The organism is Georgenia sp. EYE_87, from assembly GCF_023148685.1.
Lineage (GTDB): Bacteria > Actinomycetota > Actinomycetes > Actinomycetales > Actinomycetaceae > Georgenia.
The window spans coordinates 62,430-79,334 of record NZ_JAHXNL010000016.1 but is presented as its reverse complement, the minus strand read 5'-3'; the positions used below and the strand labels follow the sequence as shown (position 1 = coordinate 79,334).

Sequence of the window (16,905 nt, the reverse complement as noted above, 5' to 3'; positions counted from 1 at the left end):
CCGCAGGCCCCGGCGGCGCCCGCGCCCGAGGCGCCCGCCGCCCGCGCGCCGGAGACCCCGGCCCCGTCGGCGCCCGCCGAGCAGACGCCCGCGCCTGCCCGTCCGGCCGCCGGTCCCGGCCCCAAGCCGGGTGCCCGCCCCGCCCCCGCGGAGAAGCCCGCCGACAGGCCCCGCGAGAGCGGTAGCCGTCCGGGTGCACCGCGTCCCGGTGGCGCCCGTCCGGGCGCTCCCCGTCCGGGCAACAACCCGTTCGCCCCGTCCCAGGGCATGCCCCGCGGCGGCGGCAGCGGCGGCCCGCGTCCCGGCGGTCCCCGCCCGGGCAACAACCCCTTCGCGCAGTCCCAGGGCATGCCGCGCCCGGGTGGCACCGGCGGCCCGCGCCCCGGTGGTGCCGGCGGCGCCGCCGGCCCGCGTCCCGGTGGGGCGGCAGGTCCGCGCCCGGCCCCGCGTCCCGGGGGCCCGCGCCCGAACCCGAACATGATGCCCGGGCACACCACGGTCGGTCGGCCGGGTGCCCCGGCACGCGGCGGCGGCGGTCGTGGTCGCCCCGGTGGCGCTCCCGGCGGTGGCGGCGGCTTCGGCGGTCGTCCCGGCGGCGCTCCCGGCGGTGGCGGCGGCTTCGCCGGTCGTCCCGGCGGCGGCGGCGGTCGCGGCGGTCGCGGCGGCACGCAGGGTGCGTTCGGTCGCGCAGGAGGCCGCCCGGTCCGCGGGCGGAAGTCCAAGCGTGCGAAGCGCCAGGAGTTCGAGCAGCAGTCGGCGCCGTCGCTCGGCGGCGTCCAGGTCCCCCGCGGGGACGGCAGCACCGTCGTCCGTATCCGTGCGGGCGCCTCGCTGGCCGACTTCGCCGACCGCATCGACGCCAACCCCGCGTCGCTCGTGACGGTCCTGTTCCACCTCGGCGAGATGGCCACGGCCACCCAGTCGCTGGACGAGGACACGTTCGCGGCGCTGGGCGCCGAGCTCGGCTACGTGGTCGAGGTCGTCTCCCCGGAGGAGGAGGAGCGCGAGCTCCTCGAGAGCTTCGACATCGACCTCGACGCGGAGATCGCGGGCGAGGGCGACGACGAGCTGGAGCCGCGTCCCGCGGTGGTCACGGTCATGGGTCACGTCGACCACGGCAAGACCAAGCTCCTCGACGCCATCCGGTCCACGGACGTCGTCGCCGAGGAGCACGGCGGGATCACCCAGCACATCGGCGCGTACCAGGTGCGCACCGACCACGAGGGCCAGGACCGCGCGATCACCTTCATCGACACCCCCGGCCACGAGGCGTTCACCGCCATGCGTGCCCGCGGTGCCGAGGTGACGGACATCGCCATCGTCGTGGTGGCCGCGGACGACGGCGTGATGCCGCAGACGGTCGAGGCGATCAACCACGCCCAGGCCGCCGCCGTGCCGATCGTCGTCGCCGTGAACAAGATCGACGTCGAGGGCGCCAACCCGGCCAAGGTCCGCCAGCAGCTCACCGAGTACAACCTGGTGGCCGAGGAGTACGGCGGCGACACGATGTTCGTGGACGTCTCCGCCAAGCAGCGCATGGGCATCGACGACCTCCTCGAGGCCGTCCTGCTCACCGCGGACGCCGCCCTGGACCTGCGGGCCAACCCCGACAAGGACGCGCGCGGCGTGGCCATCGAGGCGAACCTGGACAAGGGTCGCGGCGCCGTCGCGACCGTCCTGGTCCAGTCCGGCACCCTGAACGTCGGGGACGCGATCGTCGCGGGCACCGCCCACGGGCGCGTGCGTGCGATGTTCGACGACCGCGGCCAGCCGGTGAAGGAGGCGGGGCCCTCGTTCCCCGTCCAGGTGCTGGGCCTGCAGTCCGTCCCGCGGGCCGGCGACAGCTTCCTCGTCGCCCCCGACGACCGCACCGCCCGGCAGATCGCCGACAAGCGTGAGGCCGCCGAGCGTGCCGCCACCCTGGCCAAGCGCCGCAAGCGCGTCAGCCTGGAGGACTTCACCAAGGCGCTCGAGGAGGGCAAGGTCGAGAACCTCAACCTCATCCTCAAGGGCGACGTCTCCGGTGCCGTCGAGGCGCTGGAGGACTCGCTGCTCAAGATCGACGTGGGCGACGAGGTCGCGCTGCGGATCATCCACCGCGGTGTGGGTGCGATCACGCAGAACGACGTCAACCTGGCGACCGTGGACAACGCGGTCATCATCGGCTTCAACGTGCGCCCCGCGGAGCGGGTCGCCGAGCTGGCCGACCGCGAGGGTGTGGACCTGAAGTTCTACTCGGTCATCTACGACGCCATCAACGACGTCGAGGACGCCCTCAAGGGGATGCTCAAGCCGGAGTACGAGGAGGTCCAGCTGGGCACCGCGGAGATCCGCCAGGTGTTCCGCTCCTCCAAGTTCGGCAACATCGCCGGGTCGATCGTGCGGTCGGGTCTCATCCGCCGCAACGCCAGCGCGCGCCTCACGCGCGACGGCGTCGTGGTGGCCGACAAGCTCACGATCGAGTCCCTGCGCCGCGAGAAGGACGACGTCACCGAGGTCCGCGAGGGCTTCGAGTGCGGTATCGGCCTCGGCGGTGTCAAGGACATCCAGGAGGGCGACGTCATCGAGACCTTCGAGATGCGCGAGAAGCCCCGGGCCTGACGGCCCTACCGGGACGGCCCCGCGGTGCACGGATACAGTGCCCGCGGGGCCGTCGCGGTCCCCCACCCGCGCGGCGGCGGTCACGCCGGCCGCCGCGCCCCGAGAGGAGACTCACCATGGCCGACGCACCCCGCGCCCGCCGGCTCGCCGAGCGCATCCAGCAGATCGTCGCCCGGATGCTCGACACCCGGATCAAGGACCCGCGTCTCGGGTTCGTGACCGTCACCGACGTCCGCGTCACCGGCGACCTGCAGAACGCCACCGTCTTCTACACCGTGCTCGGCTCCGACGAGGAGCGCGCCGCCTCTGCCGCCGCGCTCGCCTCCGCCAAGGGCCTGATCCGCTCGGAGGTCGGCAAGCAGACGGGCATCCGCCTCACCCCGACCCTGGAGTTCGTGCCCGACGCCGTCCCCGAGACCGCCGCGAGCCTCGAGGAGGCGCTCCGCGAGGCCGCCGCCCGGGACGCCCGGCTGGCCGAGATGGCCGCCAGCGCGAGCTACGCGGGCGAGGCCGACCCCTACCGCCGTCCGGGCGAGGAGGAGGACCTCGACGAGGAGTCCGGCGACCTCGACGTCGGCGAGCTCGAGGACGCCCTCGGCGACGCCGTCGAGGCCCCCGACGCGGCCACCGACCGCCCGGGCGACGCCGTCACGAGCCCGGGCGACGCCGTCGACCGCACCGGCGACGAGCCGCCCGCCGCCCGGTGACCGCCCCCGCGCGCCCTGACATCCCCCGCGGCGCGGTCACGGCCGCGGACGGCCTGGTCGTCGTCGACAAGCCCCAGGGCTGGACGAGCCACGACGTCGTCGCGCGCACCCGCCGGCTCGCCGCGACGAAGAAGGTGGGGCACGCCGGCACGCTCGACCCGATGGCCACCGGGGTGCTCGTCCTCGGGGTCGGGCGGGCCACCCGGCTGCTGACCTACCTCGTCGGCGCCGACAAGGTCTACACCGCCACGGTCCGGCTCGGGCAGCGCACGCTCACCGACGACGCCGAGGGCGAGGTCACCGAGGCACGTGGCGCCGCCGCGCTGCTCGACGGCGCCGGCGCGGCCGACCCCACCGCCCTCGAGCCCGCCCTCGCAGGCCTGCGCGGCACCGTCGCGCAGGTGCCGAGCTCCGTGTCCGCCATCAAGGTCGACGGCCGCCGCTCGTACGCCCGCGTGCGGGCGGGGGAGGACGTCGACCTGCCGGCCCGCACCGTCACGATCCACCGGCTGGAGCTCACCGCCCCGCCGCGGGCGACCACCGCCGACGGCGTGAGCGTCGTCGACCTCGACGTGGTCGTGGCGTGCTCGTCCGGGACGTACGTGCGGGCGCTGGCCCGGGACCTCGGCGAGGCGCTCGGCACCGGCGGCCACCTCACCGCGCTCCGGCGCACCCAGGTCGGGCCCTTCTCGCTCGCCGACGCCCGCACGGTGGACCAGCTCGTCGCGGACGTCGTCGACGACGCTCGCGCCCCCGAGCCCCGCGGGCTCCCTGTCATGTCTCTCACAGATGCGGCCCGCGCCTGCTTCCGGGCCCGGCAGCTCGACGACGGCGAGACGGCTGCCGTCCGGTTCGGCAAGGCGCTGACGGCGACCGACGCCGACGGCGGCCCGGGGGGACCCGCGTCCGTCACCGCGGCCTTCGCCCCGGACGGCCACGTCGTCGCGCTCCTCGAGGACCGCGGCGGCAGCGCCCGCCCGGTGCTCGTGCTCGACCCCGCGTAGCCCCGGGGCCGCCGGCCCCGGCGCCGGGGCGGACGGTGGGCGCGTGCCGGGCGACCCGCCGTCGGGAGATACAGTCGACCACGCGCGCCGGACGGCGCACGGAGGAGGACGACGCGTGCAGGTGTGGAGAGGAGCCGGGGAGGTCCCGGCCGACCTGGGACCCACCGTGGCCACCCTCGGGATCTTCGACGGCGTGCACCGCGGGCACCAGGTGGTGCTCGCCGCCACCGTCGCCGAGGCGGAGGCCGCGGGGCTCACCTCCGTCGCCGTCACCTTCGACCCGCACCCGGCCACCGTGCACCGGCCGGAGGAGCCGTTCGTCCTCATCAGCTCCCTGACCGACCGGCTGGAGCGCCTCGCCGGCACGGGCGTGGACGCCGTGCTCGTCCTCGAGTACACGCTCGAGTTCGCCCGGTCCACGCCCGAGGAGTTCGTGCGCCGCTACCTCGTCGACCTCCTGCACGCCCACGTGGTGGTCGTGGGGGAGGACGTGCGCTTCGGCCGGGCCAACACCGGGGACCGCCGCACCATGGCGGAGCTGGGCCGCCGGCTCGGCTTCGGCGTGGAGATCATCGAGGACATCGCCCACCCCGAGACGGGCCGGCGCTGGTCCTCCACCTGGGTCCGCGAGCTGCTCGCCGAGGGCGACGTCGCCGGGGCCGCCCACGTGCTCGGACGGCCGCACCGCGTGCGCGGCGTCGTCGTCCACGGCGCCAAACGCGGGCGCGAGCTCGGCTACCCGACGGCGAACCTCCACGCCGACGACCTGGGCGTCGTGCCCGCCGACGGCGTCTACGCCGGCTGGCTCATCCGGCCCGAGCACGCCCCGCACGACGGCACCTCCAAGCGCCTGCCCGCGGCCATCTCCGTCGGCACCAACCCGACCTTCCACGGCGTCGAGCGCACCGTGGAGGCCTACGTCCTCGGCCGCACCGACCTCGACCTGTACGGCGAGGAGGTCGTGGTCGAGCTCGTCGAGCGGCTGCGGCCGATGGTCGCCTTCGACGGGATCCCCGCCCTCCTCGACCAGATGGCCGACGACGTCATCCGCAGCGCGCAGATCCTCGGCGTGCCGGCCCCGCAGGTGCCGACGCCGCAGGTGCCGGCAAAGCCGGCCCCGGCGCCCCGAGCACCCGACCGCCGCTGATCCGCGCCACGGCGTCGACCGTGCCGAGCGTGGACGCGTCGTGGCTGACCAGGAGCGTGGCGGCACCCGTCGCGCGGGTCAGCGAGGTCACCAGCTCGACCACCTGCTCGCCGCGCTCGTGGTCCAGGGCGGACGTGGGCTCGTCCACCAGCAGCACGTCGGGCTCGTTGACCAGCGCCCGGGCGATGTTGACCCGCTGGCGCTGACCGCCCGAGAGGGTCTGCGGCCGGCGGTCCGCCTCGTCCGCGAGCCCGACCGTCGCGAGCAGCTCCCGCGCCCGGCGCTCGGCGGTCCGCGGCCGGCGACCCTGCAGATGGGCCACCAGGGTCAGCTGCTCCAGCGCGGTCAGGCTCGGCAGCAGCCGGTGCTGCTGGAAGACGATGCCGATGCGGGTGCGGCGCAGCTCGGCCCGGCGCCCGGGCGGGAGCGCCCCGCCGTCGGCGGCGACCTCGAGGCCGCCGACCACGACGCGGCCCGCGTCGGGGACGGTCAGCGTGGCCGCCACCGCGAGGAGGCTGGACTTGCCCGAGCCGGAGGGGCCGAGCAGCGCCGTCGTGGTCCCGGGCGGGACGACCATGGAGACGCCGTCGAGGGCGGTGAGCCGTGCCGCGCCGTCGGGGTAGGTGAGACGGACGCGGTCGAGGACGAGGCCGTGCCTCGAACCGGTGGTGGTCATGGGAGTTCTCCTTCAGCTGGCGTTGAGGGCGGCGTGCGGGTCGACGGCGGCGAGCCGGCGCAGGGCCAGGGCGGCGCCGACCAGGCCGAGACAGACCAGGACGAGGGCGGGGACGACGGCGGTGGCGGGGGAGACCTCGACGGGCACCGTCACGGAGAGGGCGACGGCTGCGGCGGAGGCCAGCGACGCCCCGGCGCCGACGCCGACGGTCAGCACCGCCAGGGCCTGGCCGAGGGCGTCGCGCAGGAGGTAGCCGGTGGAGGCGCCGAGCGCCTTGAGCACGGCGACGTCGGCGGACCGGTTGATGGTCCACACGGTGAAGAACGAGCCGACGACCAGCGCCGAGATCGCGAAGAGAAAGCCCTGCATCATGCGCAGCGAGGTGTTCTCCGCGGCGAAGGAGCCGATCGCGGTCAGCGCGTCGGTGCGGGTCACCGTCGTGGTGCCCAGCCGGGCGTCGGCCGCGGCGAGGTCGGCGCCGTCGGTGCGCAGGGCCACGGCCGTGGCCGACGGGCCCTCTGCGCTCCCGCCCGCGCCGACCGTCTGCCAGTCCGCGAGGGTCACCCACGCGACCGGCGTGTGGGAGTAGGCGGCGTCGACGTCGGGCACGGCCGCCACCGCCAGGTCCAGGCCCGCGAGGGAGACCCGGTCGCCCGGCACGGCACCGAGGTCCTCGGCCGCCCCGGCCGACAGGACGACCGCCCCCGCCGTCGGGGCGGTGGCGCCGGGCGGCAGCAGGGTAGTGGCGGGCTCCACGCCGAAGAGCGTGACGGTGGCGGCCGTGCGGGCGTCGCCCGCGCCGGTCGAGGCGCGGGCGGTGGCGATGCCGAGCGGCTCGGCCGCCTCCACGCCCGGCTCGCGGGCGAGGGCCTCCCACACCTCGGGGCCGACGCGGGAGGCGGTGAAGGAGACCTCACCGTCGACGGCGGACATGGCGAGGTGGTCGGCCGGGAGGTCGGCGACCGCAGAGGTGGACTCCCGCGCCAGACCTGCGGTCAGAGCGGCCAGGAAGGTGACGAGGACGGTGATGAGGACGACGACGCCGGTCATGAGGGCGAAGCGCCCGGAGGCGTGGCGGAGGTCGCGGAGGGCGACGAACATGGCGGTGCTCCCGGTCGGTGCTGGGGACGACCCGGTTCTCCGGGCCCCTCCCAGCCTCGCCGCGCGCCCATCCCGCGCACATCGCCGGCGCGGTCGGTCCGGCGCGGCCGTCCGGTCGAGGCCCGGGTCAACCGTTCGGTCGATCCGCCGCCGCCCGGGGCCCTCGTACGCTGGACCGGTGACAGCCCTGCCGAGCGCCCGCGGTGCCGCGCGCGCCATGCAGGCCGGGGTGGACGCGCTCGTCGTGGTGCTGTGCGTCCTCGTCGCCGCCGGCGGCGGGGTCCCCGCGGCCCTCGGCGCCGCCTTCGCGTTCGTGTACGCCGTCGGGCGGTTCGCCCTCGGCGGGGTGGTCCGCAGCGAGGCGCGGCCTGCGGTCCGCCCCGCCGTGCTGGGATGGGCCGGGTTGCTCACCGCTCTCGCCGTCGCCGCGGCCCTGGCCGCCCCCGCGGGCCTCTGGTTGGCGTTCCCGGTCTTCCTGGTCCAGCTGCACGTGCTCCCCGCGGTCGCGGGCGTCGTCGCGGTCGCGGCGACCACGGCCGTCACGGTGGCCGTGGGGACGTCCCGCACCGGTGCCTCCGCCGGAGCGGTGCTCGGCCCCGTGATCGGTGCCGCCGTCTGCGTGGGCGTGGTCCTCGGCGTGCGGGCGGTGATCGCCGAGGCGGAGGAGCGCCGACTGCTGCTCCAGGACCTCGTCGAGGCCCGCTCCGTCCTCGCCGAGCGCGAGCGCGCCGACGCCGTCGTCGCTGAGCGCGAGCGGCTCGCCCGGGAGATCCACGACACCCTCGCCCAGGGGCTGACCTCGATCGAGCTGGTGCTCCGGGCCGCCGACGTCGCCCTCGCCGGAGGGGACCTCGCGCGCGCCCGCGACCTGGTCGCCACCGCCCGCACGGCCGCCGCCGAGAACCTCGCCGAGGCGCGCGCCTTCGTGCGCGGGCTGCCGTCCCCGCTCGTGCGCGCCGGCCTCGCCGACGCACTGACCACCCTGGCGGCGCGGACCACCGAACGCACCGGGCTCGCGGTGGACGTGCGCACCTCCGGCGACGTGCACCCCCTGCCGGAGCAGGTGGAGCAGGCGCTCTGGCGGGTCGCCCAGCAGGCGCTCGCCAACACCGCCGAGCACGCCGGGGCCCGGCGGGCCACCGTCACGCTGAGCTACCTCGGCGACGCCGTGGCCCTGGACGTCGTCGACGACGGGCGCGGGTTCGACCCGGCTGCCGGTCGTGCCGCCGGGCGCGGCCGGGGTCTGGCCGGGATGTCGGCGCGGGTCGAGGAGCTCGGCGGCACGCTGCACGTGGAGTCCACGACCGGCGCGGGGACCGCGGTCGCCGCGGAGGTGCCGGTGTGAGCGGGCCGGTGCGCGTGGTGATCGTCGACGACCACCCCGTCGTGCGGGCCGGCCTGCGCGCCGTGCTCGGAGCGGGCGAGGACATCGAGGTGGTCGCCGACCTCGCGCGGGGCGAGGACCTGCTCGCCGAGCTCGCGCGCGGAGCCGCGTTCGACGTCGTCCTCATGGACCTCCAGCTCGGCCCGGGGGCCCTCGGCGGCGTCGAGGTCACCCGGCGGGTGCGCGCGGCGGGCGGCCCGCCCGTGGTCGTGGTCACCACGTACGACTCGGACGCGGACGTCGTCGCCGCGCTCGACGCCGGCGCCGGCGGGTACCTCCTCAAGGACGCCCCCACCGAGGACCTGGTGGCCGCGGTCCGGGCCGCCGCCGCGGGTCGGACCGCGCTCGGCCCGGCGGTCCAGGAGCGGCTCGTGGACCGGCTCCGCTCGCCCGCCACCGCCCTCACCGCCCGCGAGGTGGAGGTGCTGGAGCGGCTCGCCCTGGGGGACTCCAACGAGGCCATCGCCGCGGCTCTGTTCCTCTCGCGCGCCACCGTCAAGACCCACCTGGTCCACATCTACGACAAGCTGGGCGTGACGTCCCGCACGGCGGCCGTGGCACGGGCCCGCTCGCGGGGGATCCTGCGGGCCTGATACTCTGGCCAGTGCCGTCAAGCCGGCCACGGATGTGTCATGCCCGGGAGAACATGCCCCGGTGCTCCGTGCAACGACCTACCAGGAGAACCAATGGCCCTCGCTGCCGACGTCAAGCAGTCCATCATCACTGAGTACGCCACCCACGAGGGTGACACCGGTTCGCCGGAGGTCCAGATCGCGCTGCTCAGCCGGCGGATCAAGGACCTCACCGAGCACTTCAAGACCCACAAGCACGACCACCACTCGCGTCGTGGTCTGATGCTCCTCATCGGTCAGCGCAAGCGCCTGCTCGCGTACCTGGCCGCCGAGGACATCGAGCGCTACCGCAGCCTCATCGCGCGGCTCGGCCTGCGCCGCTGATCCCCCGACCGGCTCGGACCCACGGGTCCGGGCCGGTCGTGCGTGCACGCCGTGCACGGCACAACTGAACATCCACACCACCTCCGCCACGGGACGGCGCGTCCGGTCCTCGGTAGTGGCCTCCGGAACCCGGCCGTCGCGGCGGGTCGTCCGTGGGCCTCGATCGAAGGCCGTCGGCCGACCGGGCGGACGACACGTAAGGAGGGCACCCATGGAGGGTCCCGAGATCACGTCCGCAGAAGCCGTCATCGACAACGGCGCCTTCGGCACCCGCACCGTCCGCTTCGAGACCGGGCGTCTCGCCCGCCAGGCCGCCGGCTCCGCCGTCGCCTACCTCGACGACGAGACGATGGTTCTGTCGGCCACCACGGTCGGCAAGCACCCCAAGGACCAGTTCGACTTCTTCCCCCTGACCGTCGACGTCGAGGAGCGCCAGTACGCCGCCGGCAAGATTCCCGGCTCGTTCTTCCGCCGCGAGGGCCGTCCCTCGACCGAGGCGATCCTCGCCTGCCGCCTCATCGACCGCCCGCTGCGCCCCACCTTCGTCAAGGGCCTGCGCAACGAGGTCCAGATCGTCGAGACGATCCTGTCGATCCACCCCGACGACAGCTACGACGTCCTCGCGATCAACGCCGCGTCGATGTCGACCCAGATCTCGGGCCTGCCGTTCTCCGGCCCGATCGGCGGCGTGCGCATCGCGCTGATCGGCAACCAGTGGGTCGCCTTCCCGCGGTACAGCGAGATCGAGAAGGCCGTCTTCTCGATGGTCGTCGCCGGCCGCGTCGTCGGTGACGACGTCGCCGTGATGATGGTCGAGGCCGAGGCGACCGACAACGCCTGGACGCTCATCAAGGAGCAGGGCGCGACCGCCCCGACCGAGGAGGTCGTGGCCGAGGGGCTCGAGGCCGCGAAGCCGTTCATCAAGGCCCTCGTGGAGGCCCAGCAGCGACTGGCCGCCGAGACCGCGAAGCCGACGGCCGAGTTCCCGCTGTTCCCGGACTACCAGGACGACGTCTACGCCGCCGTCGAGGAGCAGGTCTCCGCCGACCTCGCCCAGGCGATCACCATCCCGGGCAAGCAGGAGCGCGAGACCCGCCAGGACGAGATCAAGTCCGCGATGCTCGAGGCCCTCGCCGGCCGCTTCGAGGGCCGCGACAAGGAGCTCTCCGCCGCCTACCGCGCCGTCACCAAGAAGGCCGTGCGCCAGCGCGTCCTCACCGAGGGCGTGCGCATGGACGGCCGCGGGCTGCGGGACATCCGCACCCTCTCCGCCGAGGTCGAGGTGCTGCCGCGCGTGCACGGCTCCGCCCTGTTCGAGCGTGGCGAGACCCAGATCATGGGCGTCACCACCCTGAACATGCTCCGCATGGAGCAGCAGCTCGACACCCTCAGCCCGGTGACGCGCAAGCGCTACATGCACAACTACAACTTCCCGCCGTACTCGACCGGTGAGACCGGCCGCGTGGGCTCGCCCAAGCGCCGCGAGATCGGCCACGGCGCCCTGGCCGAGCGGGCCCTGATGCCCGTGCTGCCCACCCGCGAGGAGTTCCCCTACGCGATCCGCCAGGTCTCCGAGGCCCTGGGCTCCAACGGGTCGACCTCGATGGGCTCCGTCTGCGCCTCGACGCTGTCCCTGCTCAACGCCGGCGTGCCGCTGCGCGCGCCCGTCGCGGGCATCGCCATGGGCCTGATGAGCGACCAGGTGGACGGGGAGACCCGCTTCGCGGCGCTCACCGACATCCTGGGCGCCGAGGACGCGTACGGCGACATGGACTTCAAGGTCGCCGGCACCCGCGAGTTCGTCACCGCCATCCAGCTCGACACCAAGCTCGACGGCATCCCGGCGTCCGTGCTCGCGAGCGCGCTGACCCAGGCCCGCGACGCGCGCCTGTACATCCTCGACGTGATGACCGAGGCCATCGACACCCCGGACGAGATGGCCCCGACCGCACCGCGCGTGATCACCGTCAAGGTCCCCGTGGACAAGATCGGCGAGGTCATCGGGCCGAAGGGCAAGATGATCAACCAGATCCAGGAGGACACGGGCGCGGACATCTCCATCGAGGACGACGGCACCGTCTACATCGGCGCCGTCGACGGTCCCTCCGCCGAGGCGGCCCGCCAGGCCGTCAACGCCATCGCGAACCCGCAGATGCCCGAGGTCGGCGAGCGCTTCGTGGGCACGGTCGTCAAGACCACGTCCTTCGGTGCCTTCGTCTCCCTCACGCCCGGCAAGGACGGCCTGCTGCACATCTCGCAGATCCGTCGCCTCGTCGGTGGCAAGCGCGTGGAGAACGTCGAGGACGTCCTGTCCGTCGGGCAGAAGGTCCAGGTCGAGCTCGCCGAGATCGACCCGCGCGGCAAGCTCTCGCTGCACGCCGTCGTCGAGGGCGAGGAGAACGGCGAGGTCGTCGAGGACCAGGACGGGTCCCTCGATGAGGGTCCCGCCTCCGAGGAGCGCCCGGCCCGCGACGAGCGTCGCGGCGGTCGCGAGGGCGGCCGTGACGGCGGGCGCCGTCGCGAGCGCACCCGCACCCGCCGCACCGAGGGCGGCGAGCAGGCCGAGCGTGAGCCGGTCGAGACCGGCGCCGGCGAGGCCGACGCCTGAGGATGCCTCACCCGCTGACCCTGGGCCCGGCCGGAGCGCCGGGCACCGAGATCCGCACCGAGCAGGACGGCAGCGTCATCCGGCGCTCCGTCCTGCCCGGCGGGATCCGGGTGCTGACCGAGGCCATGCCCGGCCAGCGCTCCACGGCGGTGGGTGCCTGGGTGGCCGTCGGCTCGCGCGACGAGACCGACGGCCACCACGGCTCCACCCACTTCCTCGAGCACCTGCTGTTCAAGGGCACCCCGAGCCGCTCCGCGCTCGACATCGCCGAGGCGTTCGACGCCGTCGGCGGCGAGGCGAACGCGGCCACGGGCAAGGAGCACACGGCCTACTACGCCCGCGTGCTCGACGTCGACCTGCCGATGGCGGTCGACGTCATCCTCGACATGGTCACCTCCTCCGTCCTCGACCCTGCCGAGCTCGAGACCGAGCGCGGCGTGATCCTGGAGGAGCTGGCGATGAACGACGACGACCCCGTCGACGTCGCGCACGAGCGCTTCACCCTCGCCGTCCTCGGCGAGCACCCCCTCGGCCGCCCCATCGGCGGCACCCCCGAGACCATCCGCGCCGTCCCGCGCGAGGCCGTCCTGGAGCACTACCGCCGCACCTACGTCCCCGCCGAGCTCGTGGTCACCGCCGCCGGCAGCGTCGACCACGACGTCCTGTGCGCGCAGGTCCTCGACGCCGTGCGCCGCGGCGGCTGGGCGCTCGCCGCGGACGCCGTCCCCGCCGAGCGCCGGATCGGCGCCGTCGCCGCGCGCGCCCGGGGGGTGGACGTGCCCGGGTCCGGGGCCGTCGTCGTGCCGGGACCGGAGTCCGCGCTCCTGCCCGCCCACGGTTCCGCCGTCACGGTGCGACGCCCCACCGAGCAGGCCAACGTCCTCCTCGGCGGTCCCGGGATCCCGGCCGGCGACGAGCGCCGCTACGCGCTCTCCGTGCTGACCACCGTGCTCGGCGGCGGCATGAGCTCCCGGCTCTTCCAGGAGGTCCGCGAGAAGCGCGGGCTGGCCTACTCCACCTACGCCTTCGCGTCCTCCTACGCCGAGGCCGGCACCTTCGGCCTGTACGCCGGGTGCGCGCCCGGCAACGTCGCCCAGGTCACCGAGCTCCTCGGGGCCGAGTGGCGACGACTCGTCGAGGAGGGCATCAGCGACGACGAGCTGAGCCGCGGCGTCGGCCAGCTGCGCGGCAACATGGTCCTCGGGCTCGAGGACAACGGCTCGCGCATGTCCCGCCTCGGGCGGGCGGAGATCGTCCACGGCGAGCTGACCAGCCTCGACGAGCTCATCGCCCGGATCTCGGCGACCACGGCCGAGCAGGTGCGCGAGCTCGCGGCCGAGCTCGCCGCCGGCCCGCGCTCCCTGGTGGTGGTCGGCCCGTTCGAGGACGACGTCGCCGCGCGCCTGCTCCCTGCCTGACCCGCCCGACCACCACCCGTGAGAAGTCATCACGACCAGTGACGGGTCAGAGGGCGGGACGCTCAGGCTGGGAGGACGGCCGTCAGCCACTCCTTCACCGCAGCCCGGACCGCGGGGACGTCCTTGCTGAGGCTGTGGTCGCCCGCGACCGCCACCACCCGACGCCGCGGGCCGGGCGGCGGCAGCCCGAACGGGTCGCGCTCGCCCTGGACGACCAGTACAGGCACGCTGACCTGCTCCAGCTCGGGCAGGCGGCTCGGGCGGTCCGGCCGCCCGGGCGTCTGCAGCGGGAAGGCGAGACACAGGACCGCGGCGGCGCCGACGTCGGCGGCGGTCCGGCACGCCACCCGGGCACCCGAGGAGCGCCCGCCCGCCACCAGCGGGAGCCCCGCGAGCTCGCCCGCCCGCAGCTCGGCCGCCACGGCGGTCCAGGCGGCGTCGAGCTGGCGGGCCGGGGCCGGGGCGCGCCGTCCCGCCACCCGGTAGGGCTGCTCGACCAGCGCGACGGCGAGCCCGAGACCCGCCGCGACCTCCGCCGTCGCCACCAGGTCCTTGGCTCCGACCCCGCCGCCGGCGCCGTGCCCCAGCATCACGGCTGCGCGCGCCGACGCCGGCACGTCCACGTGCACCCGGGCCGGGCCGTGAGGGGTGTCCACGTCTCTCGGGGTCACGGACGAGAGGTTATCGGAGGCCGCACCCGCCCACGCCCGACGCCGGCGGACGATCCACGTCCGCCGGCGGCAACGTTTGGCAACCGTTTGCCATTGTCGTGAGCCAACGCACAGGCTGGCCACGCATCCGACGCAGGGTGCCCGGTGGGAACCGGAGGGAACTGGGACACGGATGCCCCAGATCCGCTGGACGGGCCGCAGGGGGCGGCTCGTCACGTCGAGGGAGACAGTGTGAAGAGAACGAACAGGAGCGGGCTGGTCGGCATCGCCGTCGCCGTGCCGCTGACGCTGGGCCTGGCCGGAAGCGCGTTCGCCGCGCCGCCGGACCACGCCGCCAACAACGACCGCGCGGCGGAGGCGTCCGCCCGCGACGAGGGGAACCACGGCCGTCCGCCGGAGCTCGAGGCTCGCGCGAAGGACGTCATCACGGTCAAGGGCCGCCAGTTCAAGGACCTCAACGCCAACGGCACGCTCGACCCGTACGAGGACTGGCGTCTGTCGGTCGACGAGCGGGTCGAGGACCTGGTCGGGCAGATGAGCCTCGACGAGAAGGCCGGCCTCATGCTCATCGACACGCTCAACGCCGAGTGCATCGACGGCGACCGCGCGAGCGTGTCCGCGACGGGCGAGGACTACATCAACAACCAGCACATGCACCGGCTGATCTTCCGCAACGTCGTCACCGACGACCCGGTGTGCGGCCAGCCGGGCAGCGGCTTCCAGGCAACGACGTCGCTCAGCCCGGCGGACGCCGCGACGTTCATGAACCGGGTCCAGGAGCTGTCCGAGGGCACCCGCCTGGGCATCCCGGTGCTGTACAAGTCGAACGCGCGCAACCACATCGACGCGCAGGCCCGTGCGGGCATCAACGAGGCCGCCGGGGCGTTCTCCGCCTTCCCCAAGGAGGCGGGCATCGCGGCCGCGGCGCTCGGCGAGCAGGCCAAGGAGACCGGTGAGGCGACCGACGGCGACATGTCCGTCGTCGAGGACTTCGCCGGCGTCATGGCCGACGAGTGGGCGTCCATCGGCCTGCGGGGCATGTACGGCTACATGGCCGACCTGTCCACCGAGCCGCGCTGGTACCGCAACCACGAGACGTTCACCGAGGACGCCGACCTGGGCGCCAACATCATGGGCGAGCTCGTGGAGACCCTCCAGGGCCCCGTCGGCGAGGACGGCAACTCCCTCAGCCCCGACACCTCGGTCGCCCTGACCATGAAGCACTTCCCGGGCGGCGGGCCGCAGGAGCTCGGTCTCGACCCGCACTACGCGTTCGGCAAGACCCAGGTCTACCCGGGCAACGCCTTCGGCTACCACCTCAAGCCGTTCGAGGCGGCCATCGAGGCCGGCGTCTCGTCGATCATGCCGTACTACGGCGTGCCGATCGACGTGACCTACGAGGGCGTCGACTACGACGAGGTCGGCATGGCGTTCTCCGACCAGATCGTCAACGGCCTGCTGCGCGACCAGATGGGCTTCGCCGGCTACGTCAACTCCGACACCGGCATCATCAACGACCGCGCCTGGGGCCTGGAGGGGAAGTCCGTGCCGGAGCGGGTCGCTGCGGCGATCAACAGCGGCACCGACACCCTCTCGGGGTTCCACGACGTCAAGACGATCACCGACCTGGTCGCGGACGGCCTGGTCACCGAGGAGCGCGTTGACCTCGCCGCCGAGCGCCTGCTCGCGCCGATGTTCGAGATGGGTCTCTTCGAGAACCCGTACGTCGACCCCGAGGTCGCCACCGCGACCGTGGGCAGCGACGAGAACCGCGCGGTCGCCCTGGACCTGCAGCGCAAGTCCACCGTGCTCCTGCAGAACCAGGAGGTCGACGGCGACGCCGTCCTCCCGCTCGAGGGTGACGAGACCGTGTACGTCCTCGGAAACGTCGACGCCGACCAGGTCGAGGCCGCCGGCTACGAGGTCATCGACGGCAACGTCGAGGCCGGGGAGACCCGCCCGAGCGCGGCGGACGCCGACGTCGCACTCATCTCCATGACCGCCAAGAACGTCCGCACCGGCGAGTACAAGAGCGACGACCCGGCCACGGGGCTCAACCCGGACCACATCAGCCCGATCGTCTGGGACGGTGCGAGGAACCTCGACGGCACCAAGCCGTACGGCGCGGCCGACGCGTGCGTCGCCTACGGCGCCACGGCCTGCACCGACAACGGCCTGCGCTTCGGCGGCTCCTTCCCGTGGGAGTCGAGCATCCTCGACCTCACCGGCATGGAGGAGGAGGCGGCCTCCTGGGAGGTCACCCCGTCCCTGGAGACCATCCAGGCCGTGATGGAGGAGGTGGGCGCCGAGAACGTCGTTCTCGACATCTACTTCCGCCAGCCGTACGTGCTCGACGAGGCCAGCGGCCTGCGCGACGCCGGCGCGATCCTCGCGAACTTCGGCAACAGCACCGCGGCGCTGATGGACATCGTCTCCGGCGACTTCGCGCCGCAGGGCCGGATGCCGTTCGCCCTGCCCGCGAGCCGCGCGGCGGTGGAGCAGCAGAACAGCGACACGCCCGGCTACGACGAGACCGACGACGGCGCGCTGTACGAGTACGGCTTCGGCCTCACCTACCAGGAGTGACACCCGCTCCCTGAGGCCTGCGGCCCCCGCCCCACCCGGGCGGGGG

13 protein-coding genes are annotated in these 16,905 nt (G+C 74.5%); 10 read left to right on the top strand and 3 right to left on the bottom strand.

Annotated elements, in window-relative coordinates:
* The 4 genes from infB to KZX45_RS17640 form a co-directional block, all read left to right on the top strand.
* Positions 1–2,601 (top strand): translation initiation factor IF-2 (infB, locus tag KZX45_RS17655; RefSeq protein ID WP_248259070.1); only part of this gene is annotated, 2,601 nt, incomplete at its 5' end.
* Positions 2,602–2,717: 116 nt separating this feature from the next.
* A complete protein-coding gene (gene rbfA / locus KZX45_RS17650) occupies positions 2,718–3,308 on the top strand; it encodes a 30S ribosome-binding factor RbfA (protein WP_308221764.1) in 591 nt (196 codons plus the stop codon).
* Positions 3,305–4,312, top strand: coding sequence for a tRNA pseudouridine(55) synthase TruB (gene truB / locus KZX45_RS17645; RefSeq protein WP_248259069.1), 1,008 nt, complete (start codon positions 3,305–3,307; stop codon positions 4,310–4,312). The genes rbfA and truB overlap by 4 nt, the downstream gene beginning before the upstream one ends.
* 115 nt (positions 4,313–4,427) lie before the next feature.
* The gene (locus tag KZX45_RS17640) at positions 4,428–5,459 is read left to right on the top strand and encodes a bifunctional riboflavin kinase/FAD synthetase (RefSeq protein ID WP_248259068.1); all 1,032 of its coding nucleotides are present in this window, start codon (positions 4,428–4,430) and stop codon (positions 5,457–5,459) included.
* Here the strand turns inward: KZX45_RS17640 and KZX45_RS17635 are convergent.
* Positions 5,356–6,135, bottom strand: coding sequence for an ABC transporter ATP-binding protein (locus KZX45_RS17635; RefSeq protein ID WP_248259067.1), 780 nt, complete (start codon positions 6,133–6,135; stop codon positions 5,356–5,358). The two genes, KZX45_RS17640 and KZX45_RS17635, sit on opposite strands and share 104 nt — an antisense overlap.
* Before the next feature lie 12 nt (positions 6,136–6,147).
* Positions 6,148–7,236: an ABC transporter permease gene (locus tag KZX45_RS17630; RefSeq protein WP_248259066.1), complete on the bottom strand. Its 1,089-nt coding sequence runs from the start codon at positions 7,234–7,236 to the stop codon at positions 6,148–6,150.
* 178 nt (positions 7,237–7,414) lie between these two features.
* Between KZX45_RS17630 and KZX45_RS17625 the strand changes: the two genes are divergently transcribed.
* The 5 genes from KZX45_RS17625 to KZX45_RS17605 all read left to right on the top strand — a co-directional run bounded on the left by KZX45_RS17625 (position 7,415) and on the right by KZX45_RS17605 (position 13,602).
* On the top strand, positions 7,415–8,581 hold the full coding sequence (locus KZX45_RS17625; RefSeq protein ID WP_248259065.1) for a sensor histidine kinase: 1,167 nt from the start codon (positions 7,415–7,417) through the stop codon (positions 8,579–8,581).
* Positions 8,578–9,213 (top strand): response regulator transcription factor, encoded by a 636-nt coding sequence (locus KZX45_RS17620; protein ID WP_248259064.1) that lies wholly within the window; start codon positions 8,578–8,580, stop codon positions 9,211–9,213. The genes KZX45_RS17625 and KZX45_RS17620 overlap by 4 nt, the downstream gene beginning before the upstream one ends.
* Before the next feature lie 93 nt (positions 9,214–9,306).
* Positions 9,307–9,576, top strand: coding sequence for a 30S ribosomal protein S15 (rpsO, locus tag KZX45_RS17615; RefSeq protein WP_248259063.1), 270 nt, complete (start codon positions 9,307–9,309; stop codon positions 9,574–9,576).
* 211 nt (positions 9,577–9,787) lie between these two features.
* Positions 9,788–12,184, top strand: coding sequence for a polyribonucleotide nucleotidyltransferase (locus KZX45_RS17610; protein ID WP_248259062.1), 2,397 nt, complete (start codon positions 9,788–9,790; stop codon positions 12,182–12,184).
* A gap of 2 nt (positions 12,185–12,186) precedes the next feature.
* A complete protein-coding gene (locus KZX45_RS17605) occupies positions 12,187–13,602 on the top strand; it encodes a pitrilysin family protein (RefSeq protein WP_248259061.1) in 1,416 nt (471 codons plus the stop codon).
* Positions 13,603–13,664: 62 nt separating this feature from the next.
* On the opposite strand, the gene KZX45_RS17600 is transcribed toward KZX45_RS17605, so the two are convergent.
* The gene (locus KZX45_RS17600; protein WP_248259060.1) at positions 13,665–14,273 is read right to left on the bottom strand and encodes an alpha/beta family hydrolase; all 609 of its coding nucleotides are present in this window, start codon (positions 14,271–14,273) and stop codon (positions 13,665–13,667) included.
* Positions 14,274–14,504: 231 nt separating this feature from the next.
* Between KZX45_RS17600 and KZX45_RS17595 the strand changes: the two genes are divergently transcribed.
* Positions 14,505–16,859 (top strand): glycoside hydrolase family 3 N-terminal domain-containing protein, encoded by a 2,355-nt coding sequence (locus KZX45_RS17595; RefSeq protein WP_248259059.1) that lies wholly within the window; start codon positions 14,505–14,507, stop codon positions 16,857–16,859.
* The last annotated feature ends 46 nt before the right edge of the window (positions 16,860–16,905 follow it).

Excerpts from the sequence above, each read along its gene's own strand:
- rbfA (WP_308221764.1), top strand. The coding sequence starts at position 2,718 with ATGGCCGACGCACCCCGCGCCCGCCGGCTCGCCGAGCGCATCCAGCAG.
- KZX45_RS17635 (WP_248259067.1), bottom strand. The coding sequence starts at position 6,135 with ATGACCACCACCGGTTCGAGGCACGGCCTCGTCCTCGACCGCGTCCGT.
- KZX45_RS17630 (WP_248259066.1), bottom strand. The coding sequence starts at position 7,236 with ATGTTCGTCGCCCTCCGCGACCTCCGCCACGCCTCCGGGCGCTTCGCC.
- rpsO (WP_248259063.1), top strand. The coding sequence starts at position 9,307 with ATGGCCCTCGCTGCCGACGTCAAGCAGTCCATCATCACTGAGTACGCC.
- KZX45_RS17610 (WP_248259062.1), top strand. The coding sequence starts at position 9,788 with ATGGAGGGTCCCGAGATCACGTCCGCAGAAGCCGTCATCGACAACGGC.
- KZX45_RS17605 (WP_248259061.1), top strand. The coding sequence starts at position 12,187 with ATGCCTCACCCGCTGACCCTGGGCCCGGCCGGAGCGCCGGGCACCGAG.